This is a genomic window from Streptomyces sp. TRM68367, assembly GCF_014495685.1.
GTDB lineage: Bacteria > Actinomycetota > Actinomycetes > Streptomycetales > Streptomycetaceae > Streptomyces.
This window is the reverse complement of sequence record NZ_JACTVI010000032.1, coordinates 16132-33817: the sequence shown is the minus strand read 5'-3', so window position 1 is coordinate 33817 and position 17686 is coordinate 16132. Positions and strand designations below refer to the sequence as shown.

The window sequence follows — 17686 nt, the reverse complement described above, 5'->3', positions numbered from 1 at the left end:
CCCGCACCACCCGCCGGTGAGCGCCGGGGGCCTACTGCGTGAGGGGCACCGTCCTCCATCTGACCGGCAAGGAGCACCAGGCTGTGAAGGTCGAAATCCAGCCGGACGTACGTGACATCGCCGCCCAACTCGGGGCAGGCGTTCCCTACGCGTTGAAGGCCCTGGCCGGCCAGCTGGCGGACGACCCTGGTATGGGCTGGCCCTCAGGGCTGCCCGGCATCCTGACCGTGACGGTTCACGGCGACATGTTCGAGGACTGCCCAGACCTGTCGGTCGGCTACATACGCGAGCCGGACCGGATCGAGATCCGGTTTCTGAGGGCGACCCCCTCCACCGAGCCCTCCACGGACGCCCAGGACCAGGAGCAGGAGCAGGACCGAGACCAGCCTGCCGACCCTGTTGCCGCCGCGGTCACCGTACGGGAAGTCGCCGATGCGTGGCGGCGCATCACCGGCTGGCTCAAGCACAATGCCCCCGACTCCTACGCTGCGCTCCGCACGGGCGCCGGCCCCGCCGCCATCGCCGCCCTGGAAGAGGACCTCGGCATTCAGATACCTGTTGAACTGCAGGCCCTTTGGCTGCTGACGGCGGGCGACGACGGGGGTGATGGCTGGGGATGTCTCCCGGGCAATCGGGCGCTGATGCCCCTGGATGCCGTGGCAGCCTTCTACCGGCTGATGATGGACGCCCAGGCCCGCGAGGACGCCCTCAACACCGACCGCTTCGAAGACGACCGGATGACCGTGTGGAAGGCAACTTGGATTCCGGTTGTCGCCTTGGGCCCGGCTGACAGCACCTCGGGCCTGTACCTGGACGCTGCGAGCGGCTACCTGGGCCGCTGGTCGCGCTACAACGAAGGCCCTGGCGAAGTGCTGGATACGTTGGTCACCTACCTGGAAGAGGCTGCAGACATGCTCGAAGCGCCCGCCCTGGCCACCCGGGACAAGCCCGGTCTGATCGGTGGGGCGCTGGTGTGGCTCAGCAGTATCGACCCGGCACAGGAAGACCGGTGGCAGCCCCTGACCGGCTGACCACGGAAGAGCAGGGGGGGGCAGCCCTGCGGGCTGGCCCCCCTGCTTCGCCTGCTGGCACGTCAGCCGATCTTGCGCCACGTGCAGGTAGTCGCGGTTGACGTGCAGTGCTCGAATCCGGGAAGAGTCACGAAGAAGCCGTCACCGTCCAGCATCCGCCACGCCGGGGCCGGGAACCCGTTGAACGCCATCTGGTTCTGCACGCGCGGGATTGCTGCACGCCCGCAACGCTCCGTACCAGTCGGCCCTTTCGTCGCCGTGCGGGTGTCTGCAAGGATGCCGAAGTTCGCCGAACCGTCACCCATCTTGTCGGTGAACAACTGGGCGCACTCGGTGCCCTTCTTCACCAGGTTCGGGTTCGGCTTCGCCGTGGTCCCCGGGTAGCCGCCGGACTCGTGCGTCGAGGCCGTCGCGAACTCGTCACAATCGACCGTCCCCACCGAAGCATCGGGCGGGTGCACGCTCCAGGAGGAGCTGGTACCACACACGACGCTGTTGTCTGACGTCCACGTACTGCCGGCGCTGTTCTTCACCGGGGTGTCCGGGCCCAGGTAGTGCGTCAGCGAGTCCCACCGCTTTGAGCCGGCGTGATCGGGCAGCACCTGCTGCATGTACCAGTAGTACGCAGCACACAGCCCGGCGCCGAACCCCGACGATGTCGTCGCAGCGCGGCGCAAGCTCCCGCATGTTTGGAATCTTCGAGGTCCCGAAGTCCGCCGTCGCGGTCGCGGTGCTACTGGCGTCCACGCTCGCGGTCACCGACCAGCCAAGGTCGATTCTCTCCTTGCCCGTTCCAAGTTGTCGCGCGAGTGCCCCACCTGCCGTCGGTGCAGGCATTGCAGTCGCTTGCGTCCCAGTAGGCGTTGTCGCCTGCCGCGTTGTCGAAGTCGTCGGCCCACCAGCGCCCTTGTTCGGGTACGTCTTGATGCGCTGTTCGAAATCAAAGGTGGCGGAGCCGATCGTCGCATCCTCCGTGTCGACGAACGCCAGGGTCCCCGACCCGATGCTCTTCACGCACGCATCGGTGCGGTTCATGTAGTCCGTGCCGACCGGCTCGTCCGAGCGCCAGGGAACCAGGTCCGCCACCGGCGCGTCAGCCGCCACCGTAGCTGCCTCAGCGGAAGACTTACCGGCCTTGCGGGCTTAGAGGGCTTCTCGAAACCGAGTGTGATGACTGAGTTTGTACTGCTCAGGCATGATGCCGAGGTGGGGGAGGTAGGTCCGGTGCGTCCGTTGAGGTGGCGTGCTGGAGGTGCGTGATGGCGTCGGTGCTGGGGCGGCTGGAGGAGCGGGAACGTGCGGCCCGGAAGCGGGTGGAGGAGTTGCAGGCCGAGCTGGAGGCGGCGCAGTCGGAGTGGGACGTTTGGCTGATCGCCCGCAGGCGGGTCGGCGAGGTGTGGGACGACCGGGGTGAAACCGCAGGCTGAGATCAAGCTTCCTGGCGACATGGAGATGGTCTTCGAGGACCGCGAGACCGGCGACGCCGAGAAGGACGCGATCCTGGCGGACAAGGAACGGGCCGTCAGCACGGTGTGGCAGGCCATGCCTACGGCGACATGAAGAAGTCCGGCATGGCCTTCTACTACACAGACACCGCGCTGACCGGTGTCTACGACTACGCCAAGAACAACATCGCCAAGAACGTCAGCTGGGCTGGAACCCTGCGCTACTACGACCGCCAGGTGACGGTGTTCGACAAGACGTCGGCCGCCGTGCAGGGGACCAAGACTTCGTCCGACAGTTACGTCTTTCTTGGCCGCAGGGTCATCCTCCATCTCAGGGTTCTTGACGGCCACCCACCACATGCCCTTGTCGTTCTTGTCGACGTTGAAGTCCTTGTAGGGATGGCCTTCCTTGTACCGGGCCGCAAGCTCACCGGTGTCGCGGTTGTGGTCGCCCACAGGCCGGTACCGGGCAGGCTGGCCGTGACCGGAACGGGCTTCCATCGATCCAGGCACGGACGACGCGGAGACATTCCCGGCGTCGGGCGAGTGCGCGATCAACGAGGACCCCCAGTCCACGGAGGCGGAGGTGATTGGACCGCCTTCTTTGGGCTTGGAGCTGCCCTCGACCTTGAACGGTTCGATTGGAGAGCCGTACGCGCGAGGCAAGGCCGAGGAAGCGCCGCCGTGCGGTGTGACGTATCTGAAGGCGTCGGGCAATGGGTCCTACCCGCTCAAGGCGACTCTGACCTGGGCGATCACCTGGGAAGGCGCAGGCGGCACGGGCGGCGAACTGCCGAACGGCACCTTCGCCACCACCACCGAGGTGCCGGTTCAGGAGATCCAGGCGGTCAATGGGTGAGTCAACCGTATGCGCGCTGAGCGCCGTCATCGGAACGGCGAGGGCGCTCAGCCGCGCGGTTACGTCACCGCACCCGCCGCGCCCCCGCCGAAGGCACCGCCTCGAACACCCGAGGTGCCGTGAAGTCCGCTGCCGCGAACGCCTCTTCCATGGCCTTCGTGATGGTGTCCACGTCGGCGGTCTCCGCCAGGACGATCGCTGAGCCGCCGAAGCCGCCGCCCGTCATGCGGGCGCCCAGGGCGCCGGCGGCGAGAGCCGTGTCGACGACCAGGTCCAGTTCCGGGCAGGAGATGCGGAAGTCGTCGCGCAGCGAGGCGTGGCCCTTGACCAGGACCGGGCCGATCGCGCGGGTGTCGCCCGACTCCAGGAGGGAGACGACCTTCTCCACCCGGTGGTTCTCCGTGACGATGTGGCGGACCAGGCGGCGGACTTCCTCCTCGTCGCCCAGGCGCTCCAGTGCCGCGTCCAGGTCGGCGTACGGCACGTCCCGCAGGGCGTCCACGCCCAGCAGCGCCGCGCCCCTCTCGCAGCCGGTGCGGCGCTTGCCGTACTCGCCGTCGCTGTGGGCGTGCTTGACCTGCGTGTCGACGACCAGCAGGCGCATGCCCTCGGCCGCGAGGTCGAAGGGGATCTGCTGCTGGGAGAGGTCCCGGGTGTCGAGGAACAGGGCGTGGCCCGCCTCGCAGCACGCCGATGCCGTCTGGTCCATGATGCCGGTGGGGGCGCCGACGTAGACGTTCTCGGCGCGCTGGCACAGGCGGGCCAGCTGCCAGCCCTTCAGGCCGAGGGAGAAGAGGTCGTTCAACGCCAGTGCCACGACGACCTCCAGGGCCGCCGAGGACGACAGGCCCGCGCCCGTCGGCACCGTCGAGGTGAGGTGGACGTCCGCGCCGGTGACCTGGTGGCCCGCCTCGCGAAGGGCCCAGACCACGCCCGCCGGATACGCCGTCCAGTCGCTGTCCGACTGCGGGGCCAGGGCGTCGAGGCGCAACTCGGCGACACCGGCCTCGATGTCCGCGGAGTGCAGGCGCAGTACGCCGTCCTCGCGCCGCGACACCGCCGCGACCGTGATGTGCGGCAGCGCGAACGGCATGACGAAGCCGTCGTTGTAGTCGGTGTGTTCGCCGATCAGGTTGACCCGGCCCGGCGCCACCCACACCCCTTCCGGACCGTCCCCGTACAGCTCCTTGAACCGCTCGGCGACCGCCCCTGACACAGCCTCGCTCATGCCCTGACCCCTGACCTTTCCGTACGTCCTAGTTGCCGCGCCGCTGCGCGAACTCCCACGCGTCCGCGACGATCCCCGCGAGGTCCGCGCGGGACGGGTTCCAGCCCAGCTTCTCGCGGGCCGTGGCGGCCGACGCCACCAGGACCGCAGGATCGCCGCACCGGCGGGGGGCCACGACCTCCGGGATCGGGTGCCCGGTGACCCGGCGCACCGTCTCGATGACCTCGCGGACCGAGAAGCCGTTGCCGTTGCCGAGGTTGCAGATCAGGTGCTCGCCCGCGGTGGCGGCCGTCAGGGCCAGCAGGTGGGACTCGGCCAGGTCCGCCACGTGGATGTAGTCGCGGACGCAGGTACCGTCCGGCGTCGGGTAGTCGTCGCCGAAGACGGAGATCGCCTCCCGCCGGCCCTGGGCGACCTGGAGCACCAGCGGGATGAGGTGCGACTCGGGGTCGTGGCGCTCGCCGTACTCGCCGTACGCGCCCGCGACGTTGAAGTAGCGCAGCGACACGGCACCGAGTCCGTGGGCGGCCGCCTCGCCGGTGATCATGTGGTCGACGGCGAGCTTCGAGGCGCCGTAGGGGTTGGTCGGCGAGGTCGGTGCCGACTCGACGATGGGGACCTCCTCCGGCTCGCCGTACGTCGCCGCCGTGGAGGAGAACACCAGCTTGCGGACGCCCGCGTCGCGCATCGCCGCCAGCAGGGCCATGGTGCCGCCGACGTTGTTGTCCCAGTACTTCTCGGGCTTCACGACCGACTCGCCGACCTGGGAGAAGGCAGCGAAGTGGAGCACACCGTCGTACGACGGGTCCAGCCACTTGGCGGCGTCACGGATGTCGCCCTCCACGAACGTCGCGCCGGCCGGCACGCCCTCGCGGAAGCCCGTGGAGAGGTTGTCGAGGACGACGACCTCGTGACCGGCCTCCAGCAGGTGCTGGGCGACGACGCTGCCGACGTACCCCGCGCCGCCGGTGACCAGGTACTTCCCACTCATGAACTCGCTACCTCTCGCAGTCGCTCGGCCGCGCGCTCCGGCGGCACGTCATTGATGAACACGTTCATGCCGGACTCGGAACCCGCGAGGAACTTCAGCTTGCCGGAAGTGCGGCGGATGGTGAAAAGCTCGAGGTGAAGCGCGAAGTCCTCGCGTACGACACCGTCGAACTCCTCCAGCGCGCCGAACGGTGCCTGGTGCCAGGCCGCGATGTACGGCGTCGGAGGCTCGTCCTCCCCGAATATCCGGTCGAAGCGCTTCAAGAGTTCCAGATACATCTTGGGGAACTCCGTGCGCGCCGCCTCGTCGAGCGCGAGCAGGTCGGGGACGCGGCGCTTGGGGTACAGGTGCACCTCGTACGGCCAGTGCGCGGCGTACGGCACGAAGGCGACCCAGTGTTCGCCCTCCAGGACGACCCGCTCGCCGGCGAGTTCGCGCTCCAGGACGGCGTCGAAGAGGTTCTCTCCGCCGGTCATCTCCTTGTGAGTTGCCAGTGAACGCAGCATCAGCGCGGTGCGCGGGGTGGTGAAGGGGTAGGCGTAGATCTGCCCGTGCGGGTGCTGGAGGGTCACGCCGATCTCGGCGCCCCGGTTCTCGAAGCAGAACACCTGGTCGACGGAGGGCAGGTGGGACAGCTCCGAGGTGCGGTCCGTCCAGGCCTCCAGCACCAGGCGGGCCTGCTCCTCGGTGAGGTCGGCGAAGGCCGCGCCGTGGTCGGAGGTGAAGCAGACGACCTCGCAGCGGCCGGAGTCGCCGGCCAGCGAGGGGAAACGGTTCTCGAAGACGACCACGTCGTACGACGAGTCCGGGATCTCGCTCAGCCGGTCACCCTCGGAGGGGCACAGGGGGCACTCGTTCGCCGGCGGGTGGTAGGTGCGGCCCTGGCGGTGCGAGGCGATGGCGACCGAGTCGCCGAGCAGCACGTCGTGCCGGACCTCGGACGTCGTGACGGTCCGCTCCAGCGGGCGCCGGTCGGCGGCGTCGCGCACGGTGTCGTCCCGCAGGTCGTAGTAGATGAGCTCACGACCGTCGGCCAGCCGGGTCGAGGTCTTCTTCACGTCGGACTCCTCATTCGCCCGCCACCCAATCACTCAACACAATCAAACATAACACACCACAACTCGACAAGCCCTCGACAGCCTCCGGCTGATCACAATCGAACAAAGAACACCATATGACGTGTTCAGTTTCTGAACACGGAGGCGTAGGTTCCGCCACGGATCAGTTCGTGCAACGAAGCGAGTTCATATGCAGACCCCCACAGATCCACTTGCAGCTGAGCTGCGGCTCCCGACCAACTGGCTCGACTACACGATCCTCGGCATCTACTTCGTCGTCGTCCTCGGCATCGGCTTCGCCGCCCGCCGCTCGGTGAAGACCAGTCTCGACTTCTTCCTCTCCGGCCGCTCCCTGCCCGCCTGGGTCACCGGTCTGGCGTTCATCGCGGCCAACCTGGGCGCCACCGAGATCCTCGGCATGGCGGCCAACAGCGCACAGTACGGCGTCTACACCACGCACTGGTACTGGATCGGCGCCATCCCCGCCATGGTCTTCCTCGGCCTGGTCATGATGCCGTTCTACTACGGCTCCAAGGTCCGCTCGGTGCCGGAGTTCCTGCTGCTGCGCTTCGACAAGGCGGCGCACCTGCTGAGTTCGATCTTGTTCGCCTTCGCGGCCATCCTCATCGCCGGCGTGAACCTGTGTTCGTCGTGTACGGCGTCATCGTCACGATCGCCGGGTTCACGACGTCCGACGCCGACATCGACAAGGCCGAGGGCGTCAACATCAACCTCTGGACCGGCCTGGGGATGCTTCTCCTCGGCCTGTTCTTCCTGGCCTGGCTGAAGCTCAGGCCCACAGCACCGCCGCCGCCGGATGTCCTGCCGGACGAGAAGCCGGCGGACTGAACCGGCCGACGTTCACTTTGAGGACGCCGGGCGGGGGGGCTGGCCGGAGTGGTGCGCGGCCCGGCGCCACGAGGTGCCGCTGCGCCCACCCGACCCGCGGTCGCCGACGGCAGGAAGGGGACGTGTCGGGGGGTGTCCGCCCGCAGCGGCCGGCGTCAACAAACGGCAGCTCCCGTAGCCGACCACATCGCCGGACCGAGGAAGGCCCACCCCCGGCGCGGCCCCGACCCACAACCCCACCGCAGGCGCTACGCGCACCCCCACCGAAGCCGCACAGGCCGCCGCAGGCGTACGACACAACCCGCAGACGAAAACCCACCGCACCCGGCTACCGCTCCGGCTCCGGTGCCGTCCGTGGGATGGGACCCGCTCGGTCCAGGAGGCCCGTCCGGGCTGCCAGGGCCGCCGCCTCCAGCCGGGAGCCCACACCCAGTTTCATCAGGACCCGTTGGACGTGGGTGCGCGCCGTGGAGGGTGCGATGCCCATGCCGGCGGCGATGAGGCGCGTGTCCTCGCCGTCCGCGACGCGGACCAGGACCTCGACCTCCCTCGGCGTCAGCATCTGCAGCAGGCGTTGGCCTTCGTCGTCCGGTTGGGCCGCCGGATTCAGCAACTCGCTGAACGCGCCCTGCAGAAGAGCCGGCGCGACCGCCGCCTCGCCCGCCCTCGCCTTCATGATCGCCCGCTCGACACCCTCTATACGTTCGTCATGGCGGACATACCCCGACGCCCCGGCCGCGAACGCCGCCGCGATCCCCCGCTGACTCGGCACCGGCCCCAGCACCAGCACCGCCACCTGCGGCCGCTCCCGCTTGATTCTCGCCACGGGATCAAAGGCCCCGGGCTCCGCCGGCGTCGCCGTCCCCAGCAGGCACACCTCCGGCGCCCGGCTGATCACCAGCTCCGCCGCCCCCGCGGCGGGCGCCGCCGCGGCGAGCACCCGGTGCCCCCGCAGCTTCAACGCCGAGGCCAGCGCCTCGGCGAGCAGACGGTGGTCGTCGACCACCATGAGCCGCACTCCCATCGAGCAACCCCCCAGTCCCCCCAATGGATCTCCGATCCCCTATGGATGCCCACTGGTCCGCACGGACGAAAGCCCCCTCCCGGCTCCCCCGCTCTTCATGCCCCCGGAAGCTACACGCTTGTTCGACGTCGCGCTTCCCCTACCGGCGAGAAGTGCCACGGATCGCCGAAATTCCTCGCATTCAGCAGTGATGGACACCAGTCAAGCGGTAGATGAGCAACACGCGAACGGCCCCGCCCCCTGAACAGGGACGGGGCCGTACCAGAACCGAACAGGTCAGCTCGTGCCGAACGCGACTGCCAAGTACTCCTTCTCCCGCGTACTCGACGGCTTGCTCGCGAACACGTCGGCCATGTACAGCCGGCCCTGCGAGTAGAGGATCTCGTTGTCCTTGCCGTCGTCGCCGCTGCTGACGGCGAACACCGTGCCGCCGATGACCAGCAGCGCGGCCACGGCGGCGGCGATGACGAGGGCGGGCTGGCCCTTGAAGGGGTTGCGGGAGCCGCCGGGCGGCGGGGTGCCGGGCGCGCCCGGGTACTGCGGCTGGGGCGGGTAGCCGGGCTGGCCATACGGACCCGGCTGCTGCGGCTGGCCGTACGGGCCGGAGGCGTACGGCCCCGGCGTGTACGGCCCCGGTTGCCCGTAGGGGCCGGGCTGCCGCGGAGGCTGCTGCGGGTAGCCGTAACCGGGCTGCGGCGGCTGCTGCGGATAGCCGTAACCCGGCTGCGGCGGGCCCTGTTGAGGCGGCGGTGCCTGGGGCGGGCCCTGCGGAGGCGGTGGGGACTGCGGGGCACCGAAACCGCCACCGCAGCCACCCTGCGGTGGCTGACTGGGCGGCTGAGTCATCAGCGGCTCCCCCGTTCGATCACTGATTTTTAGCCACGCCCTGAGGGGCGTTGGGCCCCAGAGTCGTTCTCAGAAAGTTCTCAGTCGCCCTTTCTATCACCAGCCGCGGACACGGCACGGGCCCGTCTCAGCCCCTGTTCCCAAGGGCGGACGGGCCTGTGATGCCCCCGTTACGCGTGGCGGGTCCGGGGGGTGTCCCCCCAGAAAACACAGCACGCACCTTTCACGCGTCCTCCGCAAGTTCCAGCCAGCGAAGCTCCAGTTCCTCGCGCTGCCCGGTCAACTCGCGCAGCTCGGTGTCCAGTTCCGCCACCTTCGCGAAGTCGGTCGCGTTCTCGGCGATGTGGGCGTGCAGCCTGCTCTCCTTCTCGGAGATCCGGTCGAGCTGCCGTTCGATCTTCTGGAGTTCCTTCTTGGCGGCGCGCTGGTCGGCGGCGCTCTTCTCGGTCTTCTCGGCCGCGGGCGCCACGGGTGTCGCGGTCGCCGCCGCGGCCTCCTCCATCCGCCTGCGCCGCTCCAGGTACTCGTCGATACCGCGCGGCAGCATCCGCAGCGTGCCGTCGCCGAGCAGGGCGAAGACCCGGTCGGTGGTGCGCTCCACGAAGAACCGGTCGTGGGAGATGACGATCATCGAGCCCGGCCAGCCGTCGAGGACGTCCTCCAGCTGCGTGAGCGTTTCGATGTCGAGGTCGTTGGTGGGCTCGTCGAGGAAGAGGACGTTGGGCTCGTCCATCAGCAGCCGCAGCAGCTGGAGCCGCCGCCGCTCACCGCCGGACAGGTCGCCGACCGGCGTCCACTGCTTCTCCTTGGTGAAGCCGAACGTCTCGCACAGCTGCCCGGCGGTCATCTCGCGCCCCTTGCCGAGGTCGACGCGCTCGCGCACCTGCTGGACGGCCTCCAGCACCCGCAGGGCGGGGGCGAGTTCGGTGACCTCCTGCGACAGGTAGGCGAGCTTCACGGTCCTGCCGACGCGGATCCGCCCGCTCGCGGGCTGCCGCTCGCCCTCGCTGAACGCGGCGTCCGCGAGCGCCCGCAACAGGGACGTCTTTCCCGCCCCGTTGACCCCGACGAGGCCGATCCGGTCGCCCGGCCCGAGCTGCCAGGTCACGTGCTTGAGCAGCACCTTGGGCCCGGCCTGGACGGTGATGTCCTCCAGGTCGAACACGGTCTTGCCGAGCCGCGAGGAGGCGAACCTCATCAGCTCGCTGGTGTCCCGGGGCGGCGGTACGTCCTTGATGAGCTCGTTGGCGGCCTCGACGCGGAAGCGCGGCTTGGACGTCCGGGCGGGGGCGCCGCGGCGCAGCCAGGCCAGCTCCTTGCGGACGAGGTTCTGCCGCTTGGCCTCCTCGGAGGCGGCGATCCGCTCCCGCTCCGCCCGGGCGAAGACGTAGTCGGAGTAGCCGCCCTCGTACTCGTGGACGGTGCCGCGCTGGACGTCCCACATGCGGGTGCAGACCTGGTCGAGGAACCAGCGGTCGTGCGTGACGCACACCAGCGCGGAGCGCCGGCTGCGCAGATGCCGGGCGAGCCAGGCGATGCCCTCGACGTCGAGGTGGTTGGTGGGCTCGTCCAGGACGATCAGGTCCTGCTCGTCGATGAGCAGCTTGGCGAGCGCGATACGGCGCCGCTCACCACCGGACAGCGGCCCGATGACGGTGTCCAGCCCTTTCGGGAAGCTGGGCAGGTCGAGCCCGCCGAACAGACCCGTCAGTACGTCCCTGACCTTGGCGTTGCCCGCCCACTCGTGGTCGGCCATGTCGCCGATGACCTCGTGCCGGACGGTGGCCTCGGGGTCGAGGGAGTCGTGCTGGGTGAGCACGCCGAGGCGCAGCCCGCCGGAGTGCGTGACGCGTCCGGTGTCGGCCTCCTCCAGCCTGGCCAGCATCCGGATCAGCGTGGTCTTGCCGTCGCCGTTGCGGCCGACCACACCGATGCGGTCCCCCTCGGAGACGCCGAGGGACACGCCGTCGAGGAGGGCACGGGTGCCGTACACCTTGCTGACGTTCTCGACATTGACCAGGTTGACGGCCATTTTTCTCCTGCTCGCGGGGATCGATCAGCCTCCCAGCGTAGTGTGCGCCGATGGGTGACCGATCCCCCGCAGGTCACGGGGCCGCCGCGCAGGTCAGCGGGGCAGCCCCGTATGTCGTCCGGGTCAGCGGGCGACGGCGGTGCGGACCTCGCCGAGCAGGTCGTACATCGTCTGGCCCGGGCAGTCGGTCGCCATCCAGTCACGGTGACCGCTGATCGCGTTCATGCCGTCCTTCTTCGTACCGTTGACCGGGTTGGTGTAGGTCATCTGCGCCAGCGGGTCCAGGCCCTTCAGGCGGGATATCACCCTGATCAGCCGGGTCAGGGACGCCTTGGCCGCGTCCGTGGGGCCCTGTTCGGCCAGGTTGCCGAGGAGGGCGATGCCCAGATTGCCGGAGTTGAAGCCAGCGGTGTGGAAGCCGGTGACTACGTTGCCCTCCGGGTCGAAGGCGGGCAGGCCGTCGTCGCCGGAGTAGCGGCCCTCGTAGATGTTGCCGGCCTCGTCGATGAGGAAGTGGTAGCCGATGTCGCCCCAGTCGAGGGTGACCGCGTGGTACTCGTAGATCGCGCGGACAGTGGCCGCCGGGTCGGGGTCGTTGTTCGGGGTGTCCGTGTGGTGGACGGTGATCAACTGGAACGGGTAGTACTTCTCGGGCGAGTTGACCTTCCCGTCCTTGAACCGCTTCGACTCGTCGGCGCCCCAGGCCGGGCGGGACAGGTACTGGACGCCCCGCACGCGCGTGGGATCCGACGGCACCTTGACCGTGCGCTTCGGGCCGTCGGTGGTGTCGATCGCCAGGGACACCACGCCGGACGCGCCGTCCGGAGCCTTCAGTTCGTACGCCGTGGCGTTCCCGGCCGCGACCAGGGCCGTACCGCCGCCGTCGACGGTGGCGCAGCCCCTGCTCAGCGTCTGCCAGTCGCCGGACGCCTTGCCGTCCGTGAAGCGGATGCCGGCGGCGTCCTGGGTGCCGTCCCAGCGGACGCCGACGAAGGAGGCGGCGAAGGCGGTGGCGGCCGGGGCGGTGCCCTTGGCGGTCTCGGCGCGGGTGGCCGGGAACTTCTCGGGCTTGGTGCCGGAGTCCTTGTCGGCGGCCGGTGCGTTGTCTGAGCCGTCGGTCGCGGCGAAGACGACCGGGGTGAGTGCGGCACCGGCGGCCACGGCTCCGGCGGCTCCGATCATGCCGCGCCGGGTCAGGCGCGGCTGCCTGCGGTGGGAGGGAATGGGGGGCTGGGACACGGGAGTTGACCTTCCGGCCGTTCACTGACGGGCATCACACCGCACCGGGGCGGCGGACGACTGCTTGAATGGTCAAGAAGGCTAGCTGTCACACGCGTCGCAGCAGTACTGCGTTCGCAGTAGTTCGTGTGGAGATAAGGCGAAGGATGTTTAACGCCGTATCTCCACCACCGTGGCGCCCGGCGCCGGCGACACTGCCGTACGCACCGTCCGGCACGTGCCCGACGCCCGCAGCACCTCGGCCACTTGGACCGCCGACTCGGCGTCCCGCGCGAGGAACGCCGTGGTCGGGCCGGAGCCGGACACCAGCGCGGCGAGGGCGCCGGCCGCGCGGCCCGCCGCGAGCGTGCCGGCGAGTTCCGGGAAGAGGCAGAGGGCAGCGGGCTGGAGGTCGTTGGAGACAGCGGCGGCGAGCGCGTCCGGATCGCCCTTGGCGAGGGCGCCGAGCAGCGGCTGGGAGGCGACGGGCTCGGGGATTTCCATGCCTTCCCCAAGGCGGTCGAACTCCCGGAAGACGGCCGGCGTCGACAGACCGCGGCCGGCCATCGCGAAGACCCAGTGGAAGGTGCCGCCGACGTCCAGGACGGTCAGCTTCTCGCCCCGCCCGATGCCCAGCGCGGCCCCGCCGACCAGGCTGAACGGTACGTCGCTGCCCAACTCGGCGCAGATGTCGAGCAGTTCGTCGCGGGAGGCGTGGGTGCCCCACAGGGTGTCGCAGGCGAGGAGGGCCGCCGCGCCGTCCGCGCTGCCGCCCGCCATGCCGCCGGCCACGGGGATGTCCTTGGCGATGTGAATGTGGACGTCAGGGTCCCGTCCGTACCGCGCGGCGAGCGCTTCGGCCGCGCGGGCCGCGAGATTCGTACGGTCCAGGGGAACCTGATCGGAGTCCGGCCCGGCGCAGGTGACGCGGAGGGCGTCGGCCGGGGTCACGGTGACCTCGTCGTACAGGCCGACCGCCAGGAAGACGTTGGCCAGGTCGTGGAAGCCGTCGGGGCGGGCGCGGCCCACCGCGAGCTGGACGTTGACCTTGGCGGGGACGCGGACGGTGACGCTCACTGGGGACCGGGCTCCTTGTGCTCGGCGATGCGCGCGAACTGGTCGATGGTCAGGGACTCGCCGCGCGCCTGCGGGGAGACGCCGGCGGCGACGAGGGCGGTCTCGGCGGCGGCAGCCGACCCGGCCCACCCCGCGAGAGCGGCCCGCAGCGTCTTGCGCCGCTGGGCGAACGCCGCATCGATGACGGCGAACACCTCCCCCTTGGTGGCCGTGGTCTTGACCGGCTCGCCGCGGCGGGTCAGGGAGACGAGCCCGCTGTCGACGTTCGGCGCGGGCCAGAAGACGTTGCGGCCGATGGATCCGGCCCGCCTGACCTCGGCGTACCAGTTGGCCTTGACGGACGGGACGCCGTACACCTTGGAGCCGGGCGCCGCGGCGAGCCGGTCGGCGACTTCGGCCTGGACCATCACGAGGGTGCGGTCGATGGTCGGGAAGGTATCGAGCATGTGCAGCAGGACGGGGACGGCGACGTTGTAGGGCAGGTTCGCGACCAGCGCGGTCGGGGGCGGGCCGGGCAGGTCGGTGACGTGCATCGCGTCGGAGTGCACCAGGGCGAAGCGATCGGCGCGCTCCGGCATACGCGCCGCGATGGTGGCGGGCAGAGCCGCGGCGAGTACGTCGTCGATCTCGACGGCGGTGACGCGGTCGGCGGCCTCCAGCAGGGCGAGGGTGAGGGAGCCGAGCCCCGGGCCCACCTCGACGACGGTGTCGTCGGGGCGGACGCCTGCGGTGCGGACGATACGGCGGACCGTGTTCGCGTCGATCACGAAGTTCTGGCCGCGCTGTTTGGTGGGGCGGACGCCGAGGGCTGCCGCCAGTTCGCGGATGTCGGCGGGGCCCAGGAGGGCGTCGGGGATGGGGCTGGTCACGGCGACAAGGGTACGGGGGTTGGGTGGCGGTGGGGTGACTGCGTCGGCTGGGCTGTGTCTGTTGCCTGCCCGGCGTTGGTGCTGGCCGAGGGAGGGTGCGCTCGCCCGCGCCGGCGGGGTGCCGCCGCGCCCACCCGCGCAGGCCGCCGCGAGCACAACCCGCACACGCGCCGCGCCGGGCCAGGCGACGGCTGTCAGCTGTGGAGGCGTGCGCCGCAGTGGGGCCAGGGGCTGGTGCCTTGGCGGGTGTAGAGCTTCTTGGCTCGGTAGGTCTGTTCGGCGGCGGAGGCGTCCTGGGGGCGGCCTCGGCCGCCGAGGCTGTGCCAGGTCTGGGTGTCGAACTGGTACAGGCCGCCGTAGGTCCCGGAGGAGTCCACCGCATCGGGGCGGCCGCCTGATTCGCAGGCCGCAAGGCCCTGCCAGTTCAGGTGGTCGGCTCCCTCGACCGAGGTCGGCTGGGGCTTGGTGCCGACTCGGATCAGGCGGTGGCGAGGGGTGCGGATCACCTCGGACTCGATGCGGCGGGGTTTTTGTTCGACGCCGTTGATGGTGCGGAGGAAGTACGTGGTGCGGCGCAGACCCGGCTGGCCCGGGCGTTCGATGACCTGCGTGCCCTGGAAGAGGGCGGGGTCCGAAATCCGCCGAACGCCAAAGGGGATCGGCTCCTCGCGGATCTCCTTGCCGCCGGTGATGCGCAGGACCGTGATCGTCTGGCCGTCGCGCGGGAAGCTCCCCGGCGGGACGGAGGTCGTGTCCTCGCCTCGCAGGGCGATACCGGCCTGCTCCACGGCCTCCCGCACCGTCGCCGCGTTCGTACGGATCCTGCGCGCCCGCCCGTCGGCCATGATCGTCACGGCACGTTCCGTACGGACGTCCAGCGCGAGCCCCGCACGCCCGATCCGCCGGGAGCGCGCCGCCGACAGATGGGCGCCCTCCGCGCGCACCCCCAACTGCCTGAGCGCCCCGTCCACCGTGCGCGCCGTCGTCCACACCTCACGCCGGTGCCCGTCCAGCGTCAGCCGCACGGGGCGCCCGTAGCGCACCGCGACCTCGTCACCGTCGGTCAGCGCCGTACCGGGCGCGGGCGCCACCGCGTCGCGCGCCCCCACCTCGACGCCCTCGTCCGCGAGCAGCTCGGTCACGTCGTCGGCGAACGTGTGCAGCGTGCGCGGCCTGCCGTCGACGCTCAGCTCGATCGCCTTGTCCTTGGCGACGAACGCGGTGGTGCCGCCCGCGAGGAACGCCACCACCAGCGCCTGCGGCAACAGGCGGCGCATCGAGCCGTCCGTCGGCGCGGGGTACCGGGGCTTGCGCCGGCGCGCGTACCGACGGTTCCCCCCGGCGCGCGCAACGGGCGCCGGAGGCTCCCCGGCTCCCGCCACCTCGTAGGCGGGCACGTACGTGTCGTCGGACGCCTCCGCCACACCGGCCCCGACCGTTTCCGCCCAGTGCAACTCCTCCGGCGGCGCGTACCCCGGACTCGGACGGTAGGCCTCATATGCGCCGTACGCCTCATACGTCTCGTACTGCGAACTGCTCACGCCGACACGCTCCAGAGGGCCAGACGGTCCGGATGGGCCACCAGAACCTAGCGGAGCGTTGCTCACTCTCCAAAGCGACGCGACTACGCACAGTCGCTCGAACGGGGCGTCGGTCAGGTCAGTAGCCGAACGCGCGTGCCGTGTTCGCCGCGAGCGCCGCCGCCAGCGTGTCCTCGTCGACGCCCCGCACGGCGGCCATCGCCCGCACGGTGACCGGCACGAGATACGGGGCGTTGGGCCGCCCCCGGTACGGCACCGGCGTCAGGAAGGGCGCGTCCGTCTCCACCAGGACCAGCTCCAGCGGGGCCACGGCCAGCGCGTCCCGCAGGCTCTGCGCGTTCTTGAAGGTGACGTTGCCGGCGAAGGACATGAAGTACCCGGCGCGGGCGCAGATCTCCGCCATCTCGGCGTCGCCGGAGTAGCAGTGGAACACCGTCCGCTCGGGCGCGCCCTCCTCCTTCAGGACGCGCAGCACGTCCGCGTGGGCGTCGCGGTCGTGGATGACCAGGGCCTTGCCGTGCCGCTTGGCGATCTCGATGTGGGCGCGGAAGGACCGCTCCTGCGCCTCCTTGCCCTCCGGCCCGGTGCGGAAGTAGTCGAGTCCCGTCTCGCCGACGCCCCTGACCTGCGGCAACGCGGCCAGCCGGTCGATCTCGGCGAGCGCCTCGTCGAGCCCCGCGTCCCCGCCCGGCTCGCGCGCCCCCTGCCGCGACCAGCCGTCGGGGTCACCGTGCACGATGCGCGGCGCCTCGTTCGGGTGCAGGGCGACCGTCGCGTGGACGGCGTCGTACGCCGCCGCCGTCTCGGCCGCCCACCGCGAGCCACGGACGTCGCACCCCACCTGCACGACCGTCGTGACCCCCACGGACGCGGCCTTCGCGAGCCCTTCCTCGACCGTGCCGGACTGCATGTCGAGGTGGGTGTGGGAGTCGGCGACCGGTACCCGGAGAGGTTCCGGGAGAGGCGGGGCTGCTGTGTTCGAAGGCATGCCCCGATCTTACGAAAGGGGCATGCCCGCACCCGGCGCAGGCGGTGTCAGCTCGCCTTGCGCTGGAACGCGTGCAGCAGGTCGGACAGGTGCCAGTGCCGTTCCCGCGGTTCCTTCGGCTCCGCCGACTCCTCGGGGGGCCCGGCGTGCGGAGCCCGGTGCGGGCGGTCCGCCGCCTCACGCACCGACGCGACCCGCCCCGGCCGCATGATGCGCACCAGGTGGTTGTCGCAGTTCGGGCACGTGGGCCTGCTCAGCGGGGACGGCACTATGCGGCCGTCCGCGACGTACAGCACGAACTCGCGGCCTCCGGCGTCCGTGTGATGCTCGATCTCGTACGACTGTTCCCAGCCGTGCCCGCAACGCATGCAGGCGAAGGAATACGACTCGTTTACGACGGCGGTCGCCCCGTTGCGAAGGCCGGACTGCGCTGCGCTCTCACTCATGCCAGCTCCCGTTAGTCCGCTGGACCAGGGACCGGTACGTCCCTGCCACCCAGTGGACTGCCGCCCTGCCATGAACGCAGCAGACCCTGCCCACTATTGGCGTCGATTTGAGCGTCCCTTTTCGCAACCCCCCGGCGCCTTTGCCAACCCATGGGGCGCCCGCTCAAACGAAATGCGCCCTGCT

Annotated in this window: 16 protein-coding genes and 3 pseudogenes; 6 read left to right on the top strand and 13 right to left on the bottom strand. The window is 70.3% G+C overall.

The window, feature by feature from the left end:
• Nucleotides 1-38 precede the first annotated feature (38 nt).
• A complete protein-coding gene (locus H8R17_RS21325; RefSeq protein ID WP_316959484.1) occupies nt 39-1031 on the top strand; it encodes an SMI1/KNR4 family protein in 993 nt (330 codons plus the stop codon).
• 62 nt (nt 1032-1093) lie between these two features.
• Here H8R17_RS21325 and H8R17_RS21320 read toward each other — a convergent pair whose 3' ends face one another.
• Entirely contained in the window at nt 1094-1564 is a 471-nt protein-coding gene (locus H8R17_RS21320; protein ID WP_187824812.1) for a hypothetical protein, read from the bottom strand.
• A 726-nt stretch (nt 1565-2290) separates the two neighbouring features.
• Here H8R17_RS21320 and H8R17_RS21315 point away from each other — a divergent pair.
• From H8R17_RS21315 to H8R17_RS21305, 3 genes and pseudogenes are all read left to right on the top strand, one after another.
• Nucleotides 2291-2458, top strand: a complete 168-nt coding sequence (locus tag H8R17_RS21315) for a hypothetical protein (protein ID WP_187824811.1) — start codon at nt 2291-2293, stop codon at nt 2456-2458.
• Nucleotides 2442-2591 (top strand): hypothetical protein, encoded by a 150-nt coding sequence (locus tag H8R17_RS47135; protein ID WP_262505400.1) that lies wholly within the window; start codon nt 2442-2444, stop codon nt 2589-2591. The genes H8R17_RS21315 and H8R17_RS47135 overlap by 17 nt, the downstream gene beginning before the upstream one ends.
• A 369-nt stretch (nt 2592-2960) precedes the next feature.
• A pseudogene (locus H8R17_RS21305) lies at nt 2961-3335 on the top strand (hypothetical protein); the annotation flags it as partial.
• Between the two features lie 64 nt (nt 3336-3399).
• Here the strand turns inward: H8R17_RS21305 and galK are convergent.
• From galK to galT, 3 genes are read right to left on the bottom strand one after another with little or no spacing between them, the layout of a single operon-like run.
• Nucleotides 3400-4563 carry a galactokinase gene (gene galK / locus H8R17_RS21300; protein WP_187824810.1) on the bottom strand — a complete coding sequence of 388 codons (1164 nt, stop codon included), beginning with the start codon at nt 4561-4563 and terminating at the stop codon, nt 3400-3402.
• Nucleotides 4564-4591: 28 nt separating this feature from the next.
• The gene (gene galE, locus H8R17_RS21295) at nt 4592-5554 is read right to left on the bottom strand and encodes a UDP-glucose 4-epimerase GalE (protein ID WP_187824809.1); all 963 of its coding nucleotides are present in this window, start codon (nt 5552-5554) and stop codon (nt 4592-4594) included.
• Nucleotides 5551-6612 carry a galactose-1-phosphate uridylyltransferase gene (galT, locus tag H8R17_RS21290; protein ID WP_187824808.1) on the bottom strand — a complete coding sequence of 354 codons (1062 nt, stop codon included), beginning with the start codon at nt 6610-6612 and terminating at the stop codon, nt 5551-5553. Before galT ends, galE begins: the two co-directional genes overlap by 4 nt.
• A gap of 190 nt (nt 6613-6802) precedes the next feature.
• Here galT and H8R17_RS21285 point away from each other — a divergent pair.
• Both H8R17_RS21285 and H8R17_RS49320 read left to right on the top strand, forming a co-directional pair.
• A pseudogene (locus H8R17_RS21285) lies at nt 6803-7177 on the top strand (Na+/galactose cotransporter); the annotation flags it as partial.
• Nucleotides 7078-7461 carry a hypothetical protein gene (locus H8R17_RS49320; protein WP_399477063.1) on the top strand — a complete coding sequence of 128 codons (384 nt, stop codon included), beginning with the start codon at nt 7078-7080 and terminating at the stop codon, nt 7459-7461. The pseudogene H8R17_RS21285 and the gene H8R17_RS49320, both read left to right, overlap by 100 nt.
• A 328-nt stretch (nt 7462-7789) precedes the next feature.
• Here H8R17_RS49320 and H8R17_RS21280 read toward each other — a convergent pair whose 3' ends face one another.
• The 9 genes and pseudogenes from H8R17_RS21280 to H8R17_RS21240 all read right to left on the bottom strand — a co-directional run bounded on the left by H8R17_RS21280 (nt 7790) and on the right by H8R17_RS21240 (nt 17502).
• Nucleotides 7790-8485, bottom strand: coding sequence for a LuxR C-terminal-related transcriptional regulator (locus tag H8R17_RS21280; RefSeq protein WP_187824807.1), 696 nt, complete (start codon nt 8483-8485; stop codon nt 7790-7792).
• 381 nt (nt 8486-8866) lie between these two features.
• Nucleotides 8867-9331 (bottom strand): annotated as a pseudogene (locus tag H8R17_RS21275) (hypothetical protein); the annotation flags it as partial.
• Between the two features lie 223 nt (nt 9332-9554).
• A complete protein-coding gene (locus tag H8R17_RS21270) occupies nt 9555-11363 on the bottom strand; it encodes an ABC-F family ATP-binding cassette domain-containing protein (RefSeq protein WP_187824806.1) in 1809 nt (602 codons plus the stop codon).
• 123 nt (nt 11364-11486) lie between these two features.
• Complete coding sequence (locus H8R17_RS21265; protein WP_316959483.1) at nt 11487-12602, bottom strand: N-acetylmuramoyl-L-alanine amidase; 1116 nt, start codon at nt 12600-12602, stop codon at nt 11487-11489.
• Nucleotides 12603-12752: 150 nt separating this feature from the next.
• Complete coding sequence (locus H8R17_RS21260; RefSeq protein WP_187824805.1) at nt 12753-13658, bottom strand: 4-(cytidine 5'-diphospho)-2-C-methyl-D-erythritol kinase; 906 nt, start codon at nt 13656-13658, stop codon at nt 12753-12755.
• On the bottom strand, nt 13655-14527 hold the full coding sequence (gene rsmA / locus H8R17_RS21255; RefSeq protein WP_187824804.1) for a 16S rRNA (adenine(1518)-N(6)/adenine(1519)-N(6))-dimethyltransferase RsmA: 873 nt from the start codon (nt 14525-14527) through the stop codon (nt 13655-13657). Before rsmA ends, H8R17_RS21260 begins: the two co-directional genes overlap by 4 nt.
• Nucleotides 14528-14721: 194 nt before the next feature.
• Nucleotides 14722-16068, bottom strand: coding sequence for a ubiquitin-like domain-containing protein (locus tag H8R17_RS21250; RefSeq protein WP_187824803.1), 1347 nt, complete (start codon nt 16066-16068; stop codon nt 14722-14724).
• A gap of 118 nt (nt 16069-16186) precedes the next feature.
• On the bottom strand, nt 16187-17056 hold the full coding sequence (locus H8R17_RS21245; protein ID WP_187824802.1) for a TatD family hydrolase: 870 nt from the start codon (nt 17054-17056) through the stop codon (nt 16187-16189).
• Between the two features lie 47 nt (nt 17057-17103).
• The gene (locus tag H8R17_RS21240; protein ID WP_187824801.1) at nt 17104-17502 is read right to left on the bottom strand and encodes a hypothetical protein; all 399 of its coding nucleotides are present in this window, start codon (nt 17500-17502) and stop codon (nt 17104-17106) included.
• Between the last annotated feature and the right edge of the window lie 184 nt (nt 17503-17686).

What these genes read in the sequence shown, in the direction of transcription:
- H8R17_RS21315 (WP_187824811.1), top strand. Translation starts at nt 2,291, where the DNA reads ATGGCGTCGGTGCTGGGGCGGCTGGAGGAGCGGGAACGTGCGGCCCGG.
- galK (WP_187824810.1), bottom strand. Translation starts at nt 4,563, where the DNA reads ATGAGCGAGGCTGTGTCAGGGGCGGTCGCCGAGCGGTTCAAGGAGCTG.
- galE (WP_187824809.1), bottom strand. Translation starts at nt 5,554, where the DNA reads ATGAGTGGGAAGTACCTGGTCACCGGCGGCGCGGGGTACGTCGGCAGC.
- H8R17_RS21280 (WP_187824807.1), bottom strand. Translation starts at nt 8,485, where the DNA reads ATGGGAGTGCGGCTCATGGTGGTCGACGACCACCGTCTGCTCGCCGAG.
- H8R17_RS21270 (WP_187824806.1), bottom strand. Translation starts at nt 11,363, where the DNA reads ATGGCCGTCAACCTGGTCAATGTCGAGAACGTCAGCAAGGTGTACGGC.
- H8R17_RS21245 (WP_187824802.1), bottom strand. Translation starts at nt 17,056, where the DNA reads ATGCCTTCGAACACAGCAGCCCCGCCTCTCCCGGAACCTCTCCGGGTA.
- H8R17_RS21240 (WP_187824801.1), bottom strand. Translation starts at nt 17,502, where the DNA reads ATGAGTGAGAGCGCAGCGCAGTCCGGCCTTCGCAACGGGGCGACCGCC.